The 16,924-nt window shown below is 68.8% G+C and carries 17 protein-coding genes and 1 pseudogene; 9 read left to right on the top strand and 9 right to left on the bottom strand.

What is annotated here, in order from left to right; all coding sequences use genetic code 11:
• Positions 1-167: 167 nt before the first annotated feature.
• The 6 genes from BMG07_RS34130 to BMG07_RS34155 all read left to right on the top strand — a co-directional run bounded on the left by BMG07_RS34130 (position 168) and on the right by BMG07_RS34155 (position 4,000).
• Positions 168-497 (top strand): hypothetical protein, encoded by a 330-nt coding sequence (locus BMG07_RS34130; RefSeq protein WP_198088216.1) that lies wholly within the window; start codon positions 168-170, stop codon positions 495-497.
• Between the two features lie 66 nt (positions 498-563).
• Positions 564-1,070: a hypothetical protein gene (locus BMG07_RS34135; protein WP_198088217.1), complete on the top strand. Its 507-nt coding sequence runs from the start codon at positions 564-566 to the stop codon at positions 1,068-1,070.
• Positions 1,071-1,130: 60 nt separating this feature from the next.
• A complete protein-coding gene (locus BMG07_RS34140) occupies positions 1,131-1,493 on the top strand; it encodes a GIY-YIG nuclease family protein (protein WP_198088218.1) in 363 nt (120 codons plus the stop codon).
• A complete protein-coding gene (locus tag BMG07_RS34145) occupies positions 1,490-1,930 on the top strand; it encodes a MarR family winged helix-turn-helix transcriptional regulator (protein ID WP_198088219.1) in 441 nt (146 codons plus the stop codon). The genes BMG07_RS34140 and BMG07_RS34145 overlap by 4 nt, the downstream gene beginning before the upstream one ends.
• Positions 1,931-2,018: 88 nt before the next feature.
• Entirely contained in the window at positions 2,019-2,576 is a 558-nt protein-coding gene (locus BMG07_RS34150; protein ID WP_198088220.1) for a DUF2239 family protein, read from the top strand.
• Positions 2,573-4,000 carry an MATE family efflux transporter gene (locus BMG07_RS34155; protein ID WP_269759667.1) on the top strand — a complete coding sequence of 476 codons (1,428 nt, stop codon included), beginning with the start codon at positions 2,573-2,575 and terminating at the stop codon, positions 3,998-4,000. The genes BMG07_RS34150 and BMG07_RS34155 overlap by 4 nt, the downstream gene beginning before the upstream one ends.
• A 25-nt stretch (positions 4,001-4,025) precedes the next feature.
• Here BMG07_RS34155 and BMG07_RS34160 read toward each other — a convergent pair whose 3' ends face one another.
• Positions 4,026-4,502, bottom strand: a complete 477-nt coding sequence (locus BMG07_RS34160; RefSeq protein WP_198088221.1) for a VOC family protein — start codon at positions 4,500-4,502, stop codon at positions 4,026-4,028.
• A 191-nt stretch (positions 4,503-4,693) separates the two neighbouring features.
• On the opposite strand from BMG07_RS34160, the gene BMG07_RS34165 reads away from it, so the two are divergent.
• On the top strand, positions 4,694-5,989 hold the full coding sequence (locus BMG07_RS34165) for a serine hydrolase (protein WP_269759668.1): 1,296 nt from the start codon (positions 4,694-4,696) through the stop codon (positions 5,987-5,989).
• 30 nt (positions 5,990-6,019) lie between these two features.
• On the opposite strand, the gene BMG07_RS34170 is transcribed toward BMG07_RS34165, so the two are convergent.
• The gene (locus BMG07_RS34170) at positions 6,020-6,358 is read right to left on the bottom strand and encodes an antibiotic biosynthesis monooxygenase (RefSeq protein WP_198088223.1); all 339 of its coding nucleotides are present in this window, start codon (positions 6,356-6,358) and stop codon (positions 6,020-6,022) included.
• A gap of 97 nt (positions 6,359-6,455) precedes the next feature.
• On the opposite strand from BMG07_RS34170, the pseudogene soxR reads away from it, so the two are divergent.
• Positions 6,456-6,931: pseudogene (gene soxR / locus BMG07_RS34175) on the top strand (redox-sensitive transcriptional activator SoxR).
• 18 nt (positions 6,932-6,949) lie between these two features.
• Here the strand turns inward: soxR and BMG07_RS34180 are convergent.
• From BMG07_RS34180 to BMG07_RS34200, 5 genes are read right to left on the bottom strand one after another with little or no spacing between them, the layout of a single operon-like run.
• Positions 6,950-7,768 (bottom strand): amidohydrolase, encoded by an 819-nt coding sequence (locus BMG07_RS34180; RefSeq protein ID WP_198088224.1) that lies wholly within the window; start codon positions 7,766-7,768, stop codon positions 6,950-6,952.
• A gap of 44 nt (positions 7,769-7,812) precedes the next feature.
• Complete coding sequence (locus tag BMG07_RS34185) at positions 7,813-8,823, bottom strand: D-isomer specific 2-hydroxyacid dehydrogenase family protein (RefSeq protein WP_198088225.1); 1,011 nt, start codon at positions 8,821-8,823, stop codon at positions 7,813-7,815.
• Positions 8,824-8,866: 43 nt separating this feature from the next.
• Positions 8,867-9,916, bottom strand: coding sequence for a LacI family DNA-binding transcriptional regulator (locus BMG07_RS34190; RefSeq protein WP_198088226.1), 1,050 nt, complete (start codon positions 9,914-9,916; stop codon positions 8,867-8,869).
• A gap of 34 nt (positions 9,917-9,950) precedes the next feature.
• Positions 9,951-11,837, bottom strand: coding sequence for a TRAP transporter large permease subunit (locus tag BMG07_RS34195; RefSeq protein ID WP_198088232.1), 1,887 nt, complete (start codon positions 11,835-11,837; stop codon positions 9,951-9,953).
• A 38-nt stretch (positions 11,838-11,875) separates the two neighbouring features.
• Complete coding sequence (locus tag BMG07_RS34200; protein ID WP_198088227.1) at positions 11,876-12,922, bottom strand: TRAP transporter substrate-binding protein; 1,047 nt, start codon at positions 12,920-12,922, stop codon at positions 11,876-11,878.
• 170 nt (positions 12,923-13,092) lie between these two features.
• On the opposite strand from BMG07_RS34200, the gene BMG07_RS34205 reads away from it, so the two are divergent.
• Positions 13,093-13,614: an HD domain-containing protein gene (locus tag BMG07_RS34205; RefSeq protein WP_198088228.1), complete on the top strand. Its 522-nt coding sequence runs from the start codon at positions 13,093-13,095 to the stop codon at positions 13,612-13,614.
• A gap of 12 nt (positions 13,615-13,626) precedes the next feature.
• Here BMG07_RS34205 and BMG07_RS34210 read toward each other — a convergent pair whose 3' ends face one another.
• Positions 13,627-15,096, bottom strand: coding sequence for an NAD(P)/FAD-dependent oxidoreductase (locus BMG07_RS34210; RefSeq protein WP_198088229.1), 1,470 nt, complete (start codon positions 15,094-15,096; stop codon positions 13,627-13,629).
• Between the two features lie 10 nt (positions 15,097-15,106).
• Positions 15,107-16,708, bottom strand: a complete 1,602-nt coding sequence (locus tag BMG07_RS34215; RefSeq protein WP_198088230.1) for an MFS transporter — start codon at positions 16,706-16,708, stop codon at positions 15,107-15,109.
• Between the last annotated feature and the right edge of the window lie 216 nt (positions 16,709-16,924).

Raw genomic sequence — 16,924 nt, forward strand, 5'->3', positions numbered from 1 at the left:
CCCGGCGGCGGTCTCGATGCCGGTGGCCAGCGCCACGGTGACGGTCATCGACCCCAGCGACCTGGCAGCGCTGCGCGCGCAGCGCATCCTGTCGGCGGAACCGGTCGGCGACATCGCGACGGCCCCGCAATCGACGGCCTACCCGCAGTGAGCGCGTGGAGTCCATGATGACCAGGACCGTCTTTCTCTGGACCGCGGCCTGTTGCCTGGCAACAGCCGCGGCCGCGGCGGCGCCGCCACCCGCGCCCACCCTGCGCGTCGAGCGCATGAACATGGGCAGCGGCCTGCAGAACGCGCCGGGCGTCGACAAGGCCGAGCCGGTCGGCGACCTCGGCGTCTGGCACGTGCCGCAGTACATGCCGGGTTATCCGACCGCGGCGACCATCTGGCCGCGGGTCGTCATCATCCAGTGCACCACCGACGTGTGCTCGGGCTACGAAGTGACGCGGGAACTCGGCCGGGGCGAGTACCTGTTCTTCGTGCCCGCCAGGAAGTAGGCGAACCAACAGGCAGGCTGGCAGGCGCGGCTTCGGTCGCGCCTTCTTGCCGTGTACGCTTCGCCGATGACACCTCTGCTGCGCGCCCTGCGTGCCCTTCTTCGCATCGTCGGCACCGTGCTGCTGGTTCCGTTGCTGCTCTTCGAGGAATGGGGATGGGTGCCGCTGGCCGCGCTCGCGGCACGCCTGTCGCGCCTGCCGTTCTGGGCCCGCCTCGAAGACCGGCTGCGCCAGCTGCCGCCCTGGGGCGCGTTGCTGGCCTTCTTCGTGCCGGTGGTGCTGCTGCTGCCGGTGAAGGTGCTGGCGCTCTTCCTGTTCAGCCGCGGCCATGCCGCCACCGCGCTGACCGTGCTCGTGCTGGCCAAGCTGGTGGGCACGGCCATCGTGGCGCGGATCTTCCAGCTGGTCGAGCGCCCGCTGATGCGCATTCCGTGGTTCGCGCGCTGGTATCCGCGCTGGAAGGCCTGGAAGGACCGCGTGCTGACCGTCGTGCGGCAGAGCCGCCCGTGGCGGATCGTGCGTGCGATCAAGGGGCGCATCGCGCGCGGATGGCGGCGGTTCAGGGAAGGCTGAGGCGTTTATTTTTACCCGGGTATATTGCCAATTTAATTTGACCCGGGTAATATTTGGCGCATGAACCTGTCACCTGAAACCAAGCGCGCCCTCTCCCGCCAATACAAGGAAGCCGTTCGCCCGGCCGGCGTGTTCGCCGTGCGCCATGTGCCGAGCGGCCGTGTCTACGTGGCCGGCAGCCTCGACGTCGAAGGCGCCATGAACCGAGCGCGCTTCGAGCTGAACATGGGCTCGCACCGCTGCAAGCCCCTCGGGCAGGACTGGAACGCGCACGGCGCGGCGCAGTTCAGCTTCGAGGTCGTCGACCGGGTCAAGGAGCGCAAAGACCCCGGCTTCGACCGCAAGGCCGAACTCGAGAAACTGCTGGCGCTCTGGCAGGAAGAACTCCAGTGCTTCGGCGCACAGGGCTACAACACGCCATGAGCAACGACGCCCTGGCCTTCTCCTTCTGCATGGACCTGGGCCGCGCCCATGCCGGCCTGACGCTGCAGCTCGACGCCGACCTCGGTGCTTTCCACGGCTTGAATTTCGGCGACTTCACCCTCCTCTACCAACTGCTGCGCGCCGAGCAGGGCCGCATGCCGATGGCCGAGCTGGCGCGCGCGCTGGGGCTGCCGATGTCGGGGCTGGTCCGCAAGATCGTGCCGCTCGAAAAAACGGGCCTGGCCGAGCGCGTGGCGGGCCCGGGCGCCGACACCCGCCGCCACGCGGCGCTGCGCCCCGGCGGCCGCCAGCTGGTGCAGGGCGCGGTCATGACCGTCGAAGCACATTGCCGCGATGCGCTGCGCGCTGTCGATGCGCAGCACCTGTCGGCGGCCCACGCCGCGCTGCTCGCCATGTCCGCCGACAAAACGCATTGACGGCATGCCGCGCGCGCAAGCGCGGCAGCGGGTAGATTACGCACCTCGTTTCTCCCGGCCTCCATCCAGGAAACAACCCAACATCCGCATGTCATCAGACACCCCTCCCACCACCCTCACGGTGTTCTTCGGTTTTCAGCGCATCGCACACGGCAGCAAGGCCGAAGTTCTCGACCAGCTGCGCCGTCGCGACGACCCGGGCCCCTACCTCGTGTTCGACGACCAGACCGGCGCGCAGCTCGACCTCGACATGCGCGAGCTGCCCGACCCCGAGGCCGAGCACCGCGACGACACGCCGCGCGGCGTGGGCCGTCCCAAGCTCGGTGTGGTCGCGCGCGAAGTCACGCTGCTGCCGCGCCACTGGGACTGGCTCGGCCGCCAGCCCGGCGGCGCGTCGGTCGCGCTGCGCAAGCTGGTCGACGAAGCGCGCCGCGTGCACGCCGGGCGCGACACCGCGCGCGCCGCGCGCGAGTCGACCTACCGTTTCATGACCGCCATCGCGGGCAACCTGCCGGGCTTCGAGGAAGCCACGCGCGCGCTGTTCGCCGGCGAGGCGCAGCGCTTCAGCCACCTGATCGAGCCCTGGCCCGTCGACCTGCGCAACCATCTGCAAGAACTGTCCGCCCCCGGCTGGAGCCACGAATGAGAGCTACCCCTGAAACACCCGGCACCGCGGGCCAGAACGGCCCCAGCGGCATGCAGGGCGTGCCCGTTGCGCCGGTGGGCGCCGCGCGTCCTTTGTGGAAGGTCTTTCTTTTCTTCCTCGCGCCGATGCTGCTCAGCAACATCCTGCAGTCGCTGTCGGGCACGCTCAACAACATCTACGTCGGGCAGATGCTCGGCGTGGGTGCGCTGGCGGCGGTGTCCAGCTTCTTCCCGGTGATGTTCTTCTTCATCGCCTTCATCATCGGCCTGGGCGCCGGCGCCTCGGTGCTCATCGGCCAGGCCTGGGGCGCGCGCGACGCCGCCAAGGCCAAGGCCGTGGCCGGCACCACGCTCACGGTGGGCGTGCTCACGGGCCTGGTGATCGCCGTGTTCGGCGGCGCGTTCACCACGCCCATGCTGGCCTCGCTGGGCACCCCGCCCGACGTGCTGGCCGACTCCACGCGCTACGCCCGCATCATGCTGATCGCGATGCCCGGCGTCTTCGTGTTCCTCCTGGCCACGGCCATGCTGCGCGGCGTGGGCGACACCGTCACGCCGCTGCTCACGCTGATGATCTCCACGCTCATCGGCCTGGTGGTCACGCCCGCGCTCATCCGCGGCTGGGGCGGCTTGCCGCAGCTCGGCGTGGCCAGCGGCGCCTGGGCCTCGGTGCTGTCGTTCGCGGTGTCGACCACCTGGCTGGGCTTTCGGCTGCGCCAGCGCAAGAGCCCGCTCGCGCCCGACGCGGAGTTTCTGCGCAACCTGCGCATCCAGCCGCATCTGCTGAAGGCCGTGCTGAAGATCGGCGTGCCCACGGGCGTGCAGATGATCGTGGTGGCGCTGGCCGAGGTGGTGCTGCTGTCGATGGTCAACAGCTACGGCTCCAGCGCCACGGCCGCCTACGGCGCGGTGAACCAGGTGGTGGCGTACGTGCAGTTCCCGGCCATCTCGATTGCCATCACGGCATCGATCCTGGGCGCGCAGGCCATCGGCGCGGGCCGGGCCAACCGCCTGGGCGCCATCGCCAAGACGGCGCTGCTGATGAACGTGGTGCTGACCGGCGGGCTGGTGGTGCTGGGCTACCTGTTCTCGCGCCACCTCATGGCGTTCTTCATCACCAGCGAGCCGGTGCTCGAGATCGCGCAGACACTGCTGCACATCATGCTGTGGAGCCTGGTGATCTTCGGCATGGCCTCGGCGCTGTCGGGGATCATGCGGGCCAGCGGCTCGGTGCTGGTGCCGACGCTGATCTCGATCCTGTGCATCCTGGGCGTCGAGGTGCCGGTGGCCTATGCCATGAGCCACCGCCTGGGGCTGGACGGCATCTGGATCGCCTACCCCGTGACCTTCGGCGCGATGCTGCTGCTGCAGACCGCGTACTACCAACTGGTGTGGCGCAAGAAGGCGATCCACCGGCTGGTGTAGCGCCCCGGCCTTCGGCGGCGGCGGTTCAAGCCCCGTCGAAGGCCTTCTTCACCGCGGCGATGTCGAGCTTGACCATCGTCATCATGGCCTGCATCGCGCGGGCGGCCTTGGCCGGATCCTTGTCCTGGAACATCTGGATCATGCCCGTGGGCACGATCTGCCACGACACGCCGTAGCGGTCGGTGAGCCAGCCGCACTGCACCGGCTGGCCACCGCCCTCGAGCAGCTTGTTCCAGTAGTTGTCGACCTCGGCCTGCGTCTCGCACTTGAGGTACATCGAGATGGCGGGGGTGAACTTGTACTGCGGACCGCCGTTGATCACCATGAACTCCTGCCCTTCGAGCTCGAAGGTCGCGGTGAGCAGCGAGCCCTTCAGCTTGGGGTTGGTGTCGCCCCAGAGCAGTTTGTCGGTCACGCGCGAGTTCGGAAAAATGGCGGTGTAGAACTTCAGCGCGTCCTCGCCGTTGCCGTCGAACCAGAGGCAGGGCACGATTTTTTGCATGGAAGTCTCCTTTGCGATGTGTGGCTTTGAAGATGAACCTAAGAGTTCAGTATCGAAGCGCCCCGCGCCCTTTGTCAACCCGGCCCGCTCCCTGTCAGAGATAAGTTCGCACGCAGGGTCGCGGTCCACAATGGGCCATGACCGCCCCGATTTCCCGCCGCTTCAAGCGCCGCGCCGCCATGCTCGCGTGCATGCTCGCTACCCTGCCGGCGATGCACGCGGCGCATGCGCAGTCGTTCCCCGATGCCGCAGCGAGCGACCCCGCCGCGCTGGGCTGGATGACCGGCTCGCCCCCGCCCGCCGAGCGCACGCTGCGCTTCGAGGACGGCAGCTATTTCCAGTTTCCGGCCATGCGCTGGAGCGTGTCGAACTTTCGCCAGCTGATGCCGACGATGAACGTCTCGCGCGGCCTGGGCGCGCCCGGCAAGCTGCCCTATGCGCTGCGCACCGATATCGACGCGCTCACGTTCACGCCCATCGGCGCGACCACGCCGATGACCTGGGCCCAATCGCTCGCCGCCACCTACACCGACGGCATCGTGGTGCTGCATCGCGGGCGCGTGGTCTACGAGCGCTACTTCGGCGTGCTCAAGGACGACGGGCAGCACGGCGCCATGTCGGTTACCAAGTCGGTGGTCGGCACGCTGGGCGCCATGCTCGTGGCCGAGGGCACGCTCGACGCCGACAAGCAGGTGGCCGACTACGTGCCCGAGCTTTCGAAGTCGGCCTTCGGCAACGCCACCGTGCGCCAGGTGCTCGACATGACCACCGGCCTGAAATTCAGCGAGGACTACGCCGACCCCAACGCCGAAGTCTGGGCCCACGCGCAAGCCGGCAGCCCGCTGCCCAAGCCCAAGGACTACACCGGCCCGCGCAGCTACTACGAGTTTCTGCAGACCGTGCAGCCCGAAGGCCGGCACGGCGAAGGCTTCGGCTACAAGACCGTCAACTCCGACGTGCTGGGCTGGGTCATCGCACGCGTCACCGGCCGCAACGTGGCGCAGATGCTGTCCGAGCGCATCTGGCGCCACCTCGGCGCCGAGCAGGACGCCTACTTCACCGTCGACTCCATCGGCACGCCGTTCGCCGGCGGCGGCCTGAACACCGGCTTGCGCGACCTCGCGCGCTTCGGCGAAATGCTGCGCAACGACGGCCGCTTCAACGGCCGGCAGATCGTGCCCAAGGCCGCCGTCGACGACATCCGCCGCGGCGGCGACAAGGCCGCCTTCGTCAAGGGCGGCTACCCCTTGCTGAAGGACTGGAGCTACCGCGACATGTGGTGGGTCACGCACAACGACCACGGCGCCTACATGGCGCGCGGCGTGCACGGCCAGCGCATCTACATCGACCCGAAGGCCGAGATGGTGATCGTGCGCTACGCCTCGCACCCGGTGGCCGGCAACGCGGCCAACGACCCGGTCACGCTGCCCGCATTCGATGCGCTGGGCCAGCTTCTGCTGACCCGGCGCGGCGCCGGCAATCGATAGCTACCGGCGGCGGGTCGAAGTCCAGGGGCATCAGGCCACGCCGTAGAACCCCAAGTCCGAACGCACGCCCGCGTTCTTCGTGAACGCGACCGGGTCGAAGCCTTCTTGCGCGAACTTCTGCTTCACGAACGCGGCCGCGGAGGCCACGGCTTCGGCGTTTGCCCACTCGACCAGCGTCACCACATTGAACTCGCCGGCGCCGCCGGTCTGGTTCAGCACATGGGCCCGCAGGCAGCCCGGCAAGGTGCGCAGAGTGTGCTGGACGCGTTGCATCTGCGCGACGAACGCCGGCAGCACATCGGCCGGCACCACGAACTTGTCGATGCGAAAAACCGGAGCGGACGAGACGGCGTTGGATTCATTCGACATGGTGGGCTCCTCTTCAAGACATGCGCGCAGGACCTGCGCGCTGGAGTGAATTCTCAAACCTCAACTAAAGTCGAGGTCAAGAGGAATCCGCATCACGATGAACGACGCTCTGCAACAAGCCGGCATTTCCCCCACGCTCACCGTCGGCGAGGTCGCGCGGCGCAGCGGCGTCACGGTGTCCGCGTTGCATTTCTACGAGGCGCAGGGCCTCATCGCCAGCACCCGCACCGCCGGCAATCAGCGGCGCTACCCGCGCACGGTGCTGCGGCGCGTGGCCTTCGTGCGGGTCGCGCAAAGGGTAGGCATTTCGCTTGCCGAGATAGGGGGCGCCCTGCTACCCTCCCCCCGACCGCGGCGCCCAGCCGCGAAGACTGGGCCCGCCTTTCGGCCGCGTGGCGCGCCGAACTCGACGAGCGCATGGCCCAGCTGAAGAAGCTGCGCGACACGCTGGACGACTGCATCGGCTGCGGCTGCCTGTCGATCGACCGCTGCAAGCTGCGCAATCCGCTCGACCGGCTGGGCGCCGAGGGCCAGGGGCCGCAGCGCCTGTTGGTGCGGCGCGGTGCTGTCTAGAAGCCGCCCGGAAGCCGCCTAGAACCCGTACAGCGCGGCCGGGTTGTCCACGAGGATGCGGCGGCGCGTGTCCTCGCTGCTCGCCCACGAAAACAGCAGGTCGTACAGCGGCACGTTCGCGGGCACGGGGTTGCGCCCCGGGTGCGGCCAGTTGCTGGCCCACAGGCAGCGCTCAGGAAAGGTCTCGGCCAGCGTGCGCGCCAGCAGGCTCACGTCGTCGTAGCCCGGCGCGCCGGTCTTCGAGGTTTCGTAGGGCGCCGACAGCTTGATCCACACGCGCCCCGAATCGAGCACGCGCAGCAGCGACTGGAACGACGGATGGCTCGGCGCCACCGGTTCCAGGAACTTTCCGTTGTGGTCGAGCACCAGCCGGCACGGCAGGCGCTTGAGCACCGCTTCGTGCTCGGGCATGGTGCGGCCGTCGAGCTGCAGGTTCACCATCCAGTCGGCATTGGCGAGCCGCGCGGCCATGGGCTCGAGCGACGCCCAGCCCAGCACGCCGCCGATCATCATGTAGCGCACGCCGCGCATGCCGCCCGCGTGCAGGCGCGCGATTTCGGCGTCGGGCACCTCGGGCGCCACCAGCGCAATGCCGCGCGCCGCGTCGCCGAACTGCGCGAGCGCATCGAGCGTGCAGCTGTTGTCGAAGCCGTAGCCGGTCGGCTGCACGACCACCGCGCGGTCGATGCCCAGCGGCTGCTGCACCTGCTCGCGGTAGGCCGACACCGGCGAATGCGGCGGCACCCAAGCGACGTTGGGAATCAGCGGAAAACGGTCTTCATAAATGTGGACGTGGCAGTCGCAGGCCGCGTAGCGGGTGTTCCGGGTGGGTTCCATGGCGTGTTCTCTTGATGTGTTTATCGAACGGATGGATGGATCGATCAGGCGGCCTGGACGAAGGCTTGCCGCCAGCGGTACGCCTCGGCTGCGTTCACCGCGCCCTTCGGCGCCCTGCCCTGAAAAATCTCGGCCAGTTGCGACACGGTTTCCATGGCCTGGTGTTCCACCGCCGGCGGCGTGAGCCCGCCGATGTGCGGCGTCGCGATCACGCGCGGATGCGCCGCCACGCGCGGCGACGGCATCTGGTCGGGCGCGCGGCCCACGTCGAGCGCGCAGCCGGCGATGGTGCTCGCGTCGAGCGCTGCGAGCAGCGCGTCTTCGTCCACGAGGTTGCCGCGCGAGGCATTGATGAAACAGGCGTGCGGCTGCATCGCGGCAAAGGCGGCGGCGTTCATCAGGTTCTCGGTCGCCTCGGTCGCGGCGGCCAGGCAGACCACGAAGTCCGACTGCGCGAGCAGCGCGTCGAGCCCGACCGGCGCGAACTCCGCGCGGCCCGTGGCCGTGTACGGGTCGTGCACCACGATGCGCATGCCCAGCGCCAGCGCCACGTCGCACAGGTAGCGGCTGATCTGCCCGTAGCCGATCACGCCCAGCGTGCTGCCGCGCAGCTCGCGCCCCATCACCGGCGGCGCGGCCTGCCCCGCGTGGTACTGCGCGGTCGAGGTGCTGATGTGGCGCCCCAGGTCGATCATCACGCCCACGATCCACTCCGACACCGAGGCGATGAAGCCCGCGCTCGCCTGCGTCACCAGCACGCCGTGCCGGCTGGCCGAGGGCACGTCGATGTTGCGGATGTCGATGGCGCAGCGCACGAAGGCCTTGAGCTGCGGCAGCGCCGCGAACAGCGCCTCGTCGCCCGCCGTCTGGCGGTACGAAATGATGGCGTCGCAACCCTGCGCGAGCTCCGCCAGCTGGGCCGACGACAAGTCGGTGTCCGTGGGGTTGAAGCGCACCTGCCGCACCTGCGCGATGGCCCGCAGTGCGGCGGCGGCGCGGTCGCCGAAATAGTGGGCGAGCTTGCCCTGCGGATGGCTGACGAAAACCGTGGTCATGAAGGAAAAAAAGAAAGAAGAGCGTTGATCGACAAAAGGGAAATCAGCCGCGCGGGGGCGCCACCGAATCGCGCGCCACCAGCGTGGGCGGAAAAATGAATTCCTGCGTCGGCAGCGACGGGTCGGCCAGCCGGCTCATCACGCGCTCGACCATCACCTGCGCCATCTCGGGCACCGGCACGCGCACCGAGGTCATGGCCGGGTGCATGAGCGTGGAGAGAAACACGTTGTCGATGCCGATCACCGACACGTCTCGCGGCACCGACAGCCCCGCGTCGCGAAAGCCCGCCATCAGGCCGAAGGCCAGCAGGTCGTTCACGCCGATCACGCCGCTCGGGCGCTCGGCCTGCGCCGCCAGCTGGCTGGCCTGCATGCGGCCGAGTTCGCTCATCATCGAGTCGCCGTACTCGTCGACCGGCAAGCCCTCGATGACCTGCGCGCTGCCTTCCAGTCCCGCGCTGCGGGCTGCGGCCAGGAAGCCGTTGATCTTCTCGTTCCGGCTCATGGTGCGGCCCGACGGCGTGACGAACGCCAGCTTGCGGTGCCCCTGCTCGATCAGGTGCTGCGTCGCGATGCGCGACGACTCGAAGCTGTCGACCGTCACGTGGTCGATCACCGAGGCCCCGCCCGACAGGGCCGGCGTGGCGCGCCGGTCGTAGCTCACCACCACCAGCCCGCGCTCGGCCGCGGCTTCCACGTGCTGCTCGTCGACCAGCGACGAAATGATGATGACCCCGCGCACGCCGTGCGCCATCAGGTCTTCGAAGAAGTGCGCTTCCTTCTCGGCGTCGCGGTAGGTGTTGCCGATCATGATGCGAAAGCCGTAGCGCTCCTGCGCCAGCGTCTCGACCTCGCGCGCGATGAAGCCGTACATCGGGTTGGCCATCGAAGGCACCAGCAGCCCGATGAGCGGCGTGTGGCCGGTCTTGAGCTGCCGCGCCGAGGTGTTGGGCCGGTACTTGAGTTCGCGGATGGCGGTCTCGACGCGCGCCAGCGTCTCCTTGGCCATGCGGTCGCTGCGCCCGTTCAACACATTCGACACGGTGCTGGTCGAAACGCCCGCCCGTTGGGCCACATCGCTGATTCTGCTCACGGAATCTCCCTGTTCTATGTCTCTCGGATCGCTCTTACATCCCCATGCGCGTCGGCAGCCACGTGGAGAACGCCGGCACCAACACCAGCACCACGAGGGTAACGAACAACACGGCCAGGTATTTGAGCATCGGCCTGGCCACGTCTTTCACCTGGGTGCCGGTGATGGCGCAGGTGGCGAACAGGCCCAGCCCGACCGGCGGCGCGAACAGCCCGAAGCCCATGGCAATGACCATCACCGTGCCGAAGTGCAGCGGGTTCACGCCGAGCTGGGAGGCAATGGGCGTGAGCAACGGCCCGAAGATGATGAGCGCCGGCGCGCCTTCGAGAATGGCGCCGAACACGATCATGATGAGCACCGACAGCATCACGAACATCGTGCTGCCGTAGGAGTGCGCGAAGCCGATCATGAACTCCGACAGGTACTGCGGAATCTGCTGGATCGTGAGCGCGAACGACAGGCTCGACGCCGCCGCCACGATGAACAGGATGCCCCCCGCCATCGACGCCGAGCGCACGAACAGCCGCGCCACCGACTTCACCGTGAGCTCGCGAAACGCCAGCCAGCCCACCACCAGCGCGTAGACCACCGCGAAGGAAGACACCTCGGTCGAGGTCGCGATGCCCGAGGTCACGCCCTTGCCGATCATGGCCACCATCACCAGCGCCACCAGCGCGCCGCCCAGCAGGCGGAACATCGGCGTGCGCACGTCGAAGGCTTCGTCGGGGTTGATCTTGGTGCCCACGTAGATGGTCACGGCCGCCAGCGACACCGCCAGCACCACGGCCGGAACCAGCCCCGCCATGAACAGCCCGGCAATCGAGATGTTGGCCACGAAGCCCATGATGATCATGTTGATGCAGGGCGGAATGGTCTCGGCCATCACCGCGGTGCAGGCCAGCAGGCCGGCGGTCTCGTTCGGGTCTTGCTTCGTCTTGCGCACGGCCGGCATGATGATGCCGCCCACCGCCGCGATGTCCGCCAGCTTGGAGCCCGACACGCCCGAGAAGAACGCGGTGGCCGTGATGGTGATGAGCCCCAGCCCGCCGCGCAGCCGCCCGAACATGCGCAGCAGCAGCTCGATGAGCCGCGACGACATGCCGTTGGCCTCCATCAGCAGGCCCGCCAGCACGAAGAACGGAATGGCCAGCAGCACGTAGTGGTCGGTGCCCGCCATCACCTGCTGCGAATACACCAGCATTGGCAGCGACGGGTCGGCCATGAAGAACACCAGCGACGACAGCGCCAGCACGAAGGCAATGGGCATGCCCAGCGCCATGCCGCCGAAGAAGCCGGCGGTGAGCAGCGCCCAGGGCGCAATGGCGTGCGCGCTCATGAGCGTGTTCCATGCCACCACCGCCGCCGTCAGCGCCAGGCCGACGCCCAGCGTGGACCACACCATGCGCCGGGGCCCGTTGACCGCGTTGGCCAGGCCGAACAGCGTCATGAACAGGCTGCCGATGGCCACCGGGTACACGTAGATCCACTGCGGCAGGCCGATCGACGTGGTCATGTTGTACGAGTCGACCAGCAGCTCGCACGACGAGGCGAACAGACTCGCCGACACGCCCACCACGATCCAGTTGCCGAACTGGATCAGCGCCGGTTGCCAGCGCGCCGGCAGCATGCCGCGGAACAGGTCCACGCCCACGTGCTGGCTGCGCGCCAGCACCGTGGCCGCGCCGAAGAACACCTGAATCACCATCAGCGCGCGCGCCACCTCCTCCGCCCAGTCGAAGGGGTCGTGCAGGAAGTACCGGAAGATGACCGAGATGAACACGACCACCACGTCCACGGCCAGCACCGCGCCGGCCACGTACTCGGTGCTGCGCATCAGCCAGGCCAGCGAGCGGCCGGCGGCGTGGTCGGCGTCGAAGCCCAGCACGGGTTCCGCGGGGTGCCCGGGGTGCGCGGATTGCATGGGTTGCATCGGCAGCGAAATGCTCGACATGGTCGCTCTCAGGCCCGCGCGGCGTTGATGGCGGCGAACAGCGGGCCCGTTTCGGGGTACTGCTTGGCAAAGGCGGCCCAGAGCCTGGTTTCCATTTCCTTGCGGACCTGGTCGCGCTCGTTCCTGGCCATGGGCGTGAACGAGATGCCGGTCTTCTTCAGGTCGTCGATGGCCTGCTGGCTGCGCTCGTTGCCGATCTGGCGCTGCTGCAGCGTGGAGTCGGCCGCGGCCTTGAGGAACGCCGGGCGCAAGGCGGCGGGCACGCGGTCCATCGCGCGCCTGCCGGCCACGCAGACCATGGGGCTGAACAGGTGCTCGGTCATCCAGCAGTGCTTGACCACCTCGTTGAGCTTGTTGGCCAGCACCGTGCCCGCGTCGTGCTCGAAGCCGTCGACCACGCCGGTCTGCGCCGCCATGTAGAGCTCGCCGAAGGAAATGGGCGTGGGGATCGCACCCATGATCTTGAAGGTCTCGATGAAGGCCGGCGTGGGCAGCACGCGCAGCTTGACGTTCCGGATGTCGGCCAGCGACTTCACGGGCTGCTTGGTGTAGACGTTGCGTGCGCCGTAGTGCGCGCCCCAGGTGATGATCTGGCAGCCGGTGCTCTTGACCAGCATGTCGTTGAGCTTGGCGCCCACGCCCGCGTCGACGGCGCGCGCCACGTGGTCGTAGCTGTCGAACAGGTAGCCCAGGTCGAGCATGCCCAGCTGCGGCGTCACCGTGGCCCAGATCGACGAGCCCGTGAGCATCATGTCGATCGAGCCCACCTTCACCTGCTGCACCACGTCGCTTTCCTTGCCGAGCTGGTTGTTGGGAAAGTAGTCGATGCGGATCTGCTCGCCCACCGCCTTCTTCAGGTTGGCCTGCATCAGCTGCGACCACGCGAAGTGCGACGAATTGAGGTCGGCCACGTGCGACGACGACAGCCGCAGCGCCACCGTTTTTTCCTGCGCGAACGCATGCGGCGCGAAGCCCGCCGTGGCCGCTGCAAGCGACAAGGCGGACGATGACTGGACGAACTGGCGGCGTGAGATCGATGTCGGTTTCGAGGTCATTTTCTTGTCTCCTGGATGGCTGTGGGTCGGGTGCCCGTCTTTTGGTGGAACGATTTACTGTATCGATACACAAGAACGCCGGCAATGCCATCCCGGTAGGTGTTTTCCTTCGTAAACGAGGTAAAGAGCGCCGGGTGCGAAGGCAGAATGGAAAAACCCGAGGACGCCGCATGACCACCACCCGCTCGACCCCCGAAGCCGCCCGCGCCTACGCCATCGAGATGCATGGGGCGCAGAAGTACGGCGTGCATCCGTACGTGCACCACCTGGACGCCGTGGTCGCCCTGCTCCAGCCCTATGGCGAGCAGGCGCGGGTCGTCGGCTACCTGCACGACGTGGTCGAGGACACCGACGCCACGGTGTCCGGTGTGCAGGAGCGCTTCGGCGACCTCGTGGCCCGGTGCGTGGCGCTGCTGACCGACGCGCCCGGCGCCAACCGCAAGGAGCGCAAGGCCAAGACCTATGCGGCGCTGGCGCGGGTGACGGGCGACGAAGAGCTGGCGCTGGTGGTGAAGGCGGCCGACCGGCTGGCCAATGTGCGCGCCTGCGTGGCCGACGGGCACCGCGCGCTGTGGGAAACGTACCAGGGGGAGCACCCGACGTTCAGGGCGGCGGCGTTCCGCGCCGGGCAATGCGATCCGCTGTGGGCGGAGCTGGACAGGTTGCTCTCGCCCGCCTGCGCGCCGGCTTAGCCGCAGTCGCTGTCAACCCGGCCTCGAAAACTCCATCACCCCGTCGTCCACCCTGCCGAACTTGAGGCTCAGCAGGTCGCGCGCGTAGTTCTGATGCACGCGCCAGGGCGTGCGCGGGCCCTGCTTGGGAAACTTGCCGACCGCGCGTTGCACGTAGCCCGACGAAAAATCGAGCCACGGTTCCGGCGCCAGCGCGGGGTCGGTGTTGCGCGGCGTGCATTGGGTCCAGCCGTGGCGCGCCATGTGGTTCAGCAGCCGGCAGACGTAGGCGCAGGTCAGGTCGCTCTTGAGCGTCCACGAGGCGTTCGTGTAGCCGAAGGACGAGGCCAGGTTGGGCACGTCGCTGAACATCATGCCCTTGTAGTTGAAGGTGCTGGCCGGCTCGACGCGGCGCCCGTCCACCTCGAGCGCGATGCCGCCCAGCACCTGCAGTTCGAGCCCGGTGGCGGTGACGACCACGTCGGCTTCCAGCTCACGGCCCGATTGCAGCCGGATGCCGCGCGGCGTGAACGTGTCGACCTGGTCCGTCACCATCGAAGCGCGCCCCGCCCTGATGGCCGCGAACAGGTCGCCGTCGGGCACGAGGCACACGCGCTGGTCCCACGGGTTGTAGCGCGGCGTGAAATGCGTGGCGACGTCGTAGTCCGGCCCCAGGGCCTGCCGCACGCCGCCCAGGATCATCCGCTTCACGCGGTCGGGCCGGCGGCGCGCGAGGCGAAAGAAGAACATGCCGAGCAGCACGTTCTTCCAGCGCGTGAGGCCGTAGGCCAGCCGGGCCGGCAGCAGGCGGCGCAACCGGTGGGCGATCGGGTCTTCGGCCGGCCGCGCCACAACGTAGGTCGGCGAGCGCTGCAGCAGCGTGACGTGCGCGGCGGTTTCGGCCAATGCCGGCACCAGCGTCATCGCAGTGGCGCCGCTGCCGATCACCACCACCCGCTTGCCGGCGCAGTCGAGGTCGTCGGGCCAATGCTGCGGATGCACCACGCGGCCCGTGTAGTCGCCGATGCCCGCGAACTGAGGCGTGTAGCCCGCGTCGTAGCGGTAGTAGCCGCTGCACAGAAAAAGGAAGTTGCAGCGCAGCCGCAGCGCCCGCCGCTCGGGGCCCTGCTCGACGTCGACGTGCCAGCAGCCATCGGGCGTCGACCACGCGGCGCGCACCACGCGCTCGTTGAAGCGGATCTTCTTGTCGATGCCGTGCCGCTGCGCCGTCTCGCGCAGGTAGTTGAGGATCGACGGGCCGTCGGCAATCGACTTCGCCTGCCGCCACGGGCGAAACGCATAGCCCAGCGTGTACATGTCGGAATCGGAACGCACGCCCGGGTAGCGGAACAGGTCCCAGGTGCCGCCGCTGCGTTCGCGCCCCTCGAGGATGGCGTAGCTGCGGCCCGGACAGCGGGTCTGCAGGTGGTAGCCCGCGCCGATGCCGGAGAGGCCCGCGCCGACGATCAAGACATCGAAGTGCTGCGCTTCCTGCGTCTCCATCGGGGTCTCCTCAGGTCTTGCCGGGCGCCCCTGCCGCGGGTCGGCCCCGGATCATCCACCACGCGCTCACCGCGCTCAGCGCGGCCAGGGCCGCGCCCATCAGCATCACCCAGCGGAACCCCGCCACGAACGACTCGGCCACGGCCCGCTGGAGTGCAGCCGCCGTGGCCGCATCGACACCCGGCGGCAGCGCCGCGCCCGCCAGCTTGCTGCGCTCGCCCTCGAGAAACGCCGACACCTGCGCCGACGCGCCCATTTCCCGCAGCTGGCCGGCCAGCGTCAGGTCGAAGGCCCACGCCATGATCGCGCCGAACACCGCGATCGCCAAGACCGCCGCCGCGCGCGACACCGCGTTGTTCACCCCCGAGGCCACGCCCGCGAGGTCGGGCCCCACCGCGTTCATGACCGTGGTCGTGAGCGGCGCCACCGTCACCGTCATGCCGAAACCCAGCACCACCACGGCGGGCAGGAAACCGGTCCAGTAGCTCGCACCCACGCCCGGCAACGCGAACAGCGCGAAGCCCACCGCCGCGATCGACGGGCCGATGACCAGCGGCATGCGCGGCCCGAAGCGATCGACCAGTTGCCCGGCCCAGCCCGACAGCGCGAACATGATGCCGATGAACGGCAGCAGCGCCGCGCCCGCCACCGTGGCCGAGTAGCCCTGCACCTGGATCAGGTTGAGCGGCAGGAAGTACAGCGCGCCGCCCAGCGCCGCGTAGAGCAGCAGCGTCAACAGGTTGGCGCCGCTGAAGTTGCCGATGCGCAGCAGCCCGAGCGGCAGCATCGGCGTGCGCGCCTTGCGCTCCACGGCGATGAAGCCCGCGCTGCCCAGCACGCCGATGGCCAGGGCGGCCAGCACGGCCGGCGAGCTCCAGTGCTGCGTCGGCGCCTCGATGAAGGCGTAGACGACGCCGCCCAGCCCCGCCGTCGCCAGCAACGCGCCCCACGCGTCGAGCCCGCCGCCGGCCGAGGCGCCACGGCTCTCGGGCACATGGCGCCAGGCGATCCAAAGCACCAGCAGCGCCATCGGCACGTTGATGAGGAAGGCCCAGGTCCACGAGAAATGATCGACCAGGAAGCCGCCGAGCACCGGCCCGATGGCCGCCGTGATGCCGCTGAACCCCGACCACGTGCCGATGGCCTTGCCGCGCTCCTTCTCGGGAAAGGCGGCGCTGATGAGCGCCAGGCTGCCCGGCACCAGCAGCGCGCCGCCGACGCCCTGCACCGCCCGCGCCGCGATGAGCTGCTGCACGCTGCCGGCCATGGCGCAGGCCACCGACGACAGCGCGAAGATGCCGACGCCGATCGCGAAGATGCGGCGCCGCCCGTAGAGGTCGCCCAGCGCGCCGCCCACCAGCAGCAGCGCGGCCAGCAGCAAGGCATAGGACTCGACGACCCACTGGGCCTGGAAGGCGGTGGCATGCAGGTCGGCCTGGATGGCCGGCAGCGCGACGTTGACGACGGTGCCGTCGATGAAGGCCATGCTGGAGCCGACGATGGCCGCGGCGAGCACCCAGGGCTTGGAGGCCTCGGGGCAGGCGCTCTCTTGCGGGCCTGCGCCGTGCAGGATCAGCGTGTCGTCGCAGGGCGCCTTGCCGATCTGTGCCATCAGGTCTCCGTTTCTGGCGCCTTCCGCCCTCTGGGGGAAGGTTGGGATGGGGCAGCCACGCACGATACGCCATGTTTCGTTGAGCGCCGCCGTGCCCCTACCCCGGCCCTCCCCCAGAGGGAGAGGGAGAAAGACGAAATCAGGTCGTTGTGCAGGTGGTGGCGGACGGGTTGGCGCGCGCGGCGGCCACGCTGCGCGCCATGGCCGCTGCCGCCG

The organism is Variovorax sp. E3 (assembly GCF_016082275.1).
In the GTDB taxonomy this organism is placed as follows: Bacteria; Pseudomonadota; Gammaproteobacteria; order Burkholderiales; family Burkholderiaceae_C; genus Variovorax.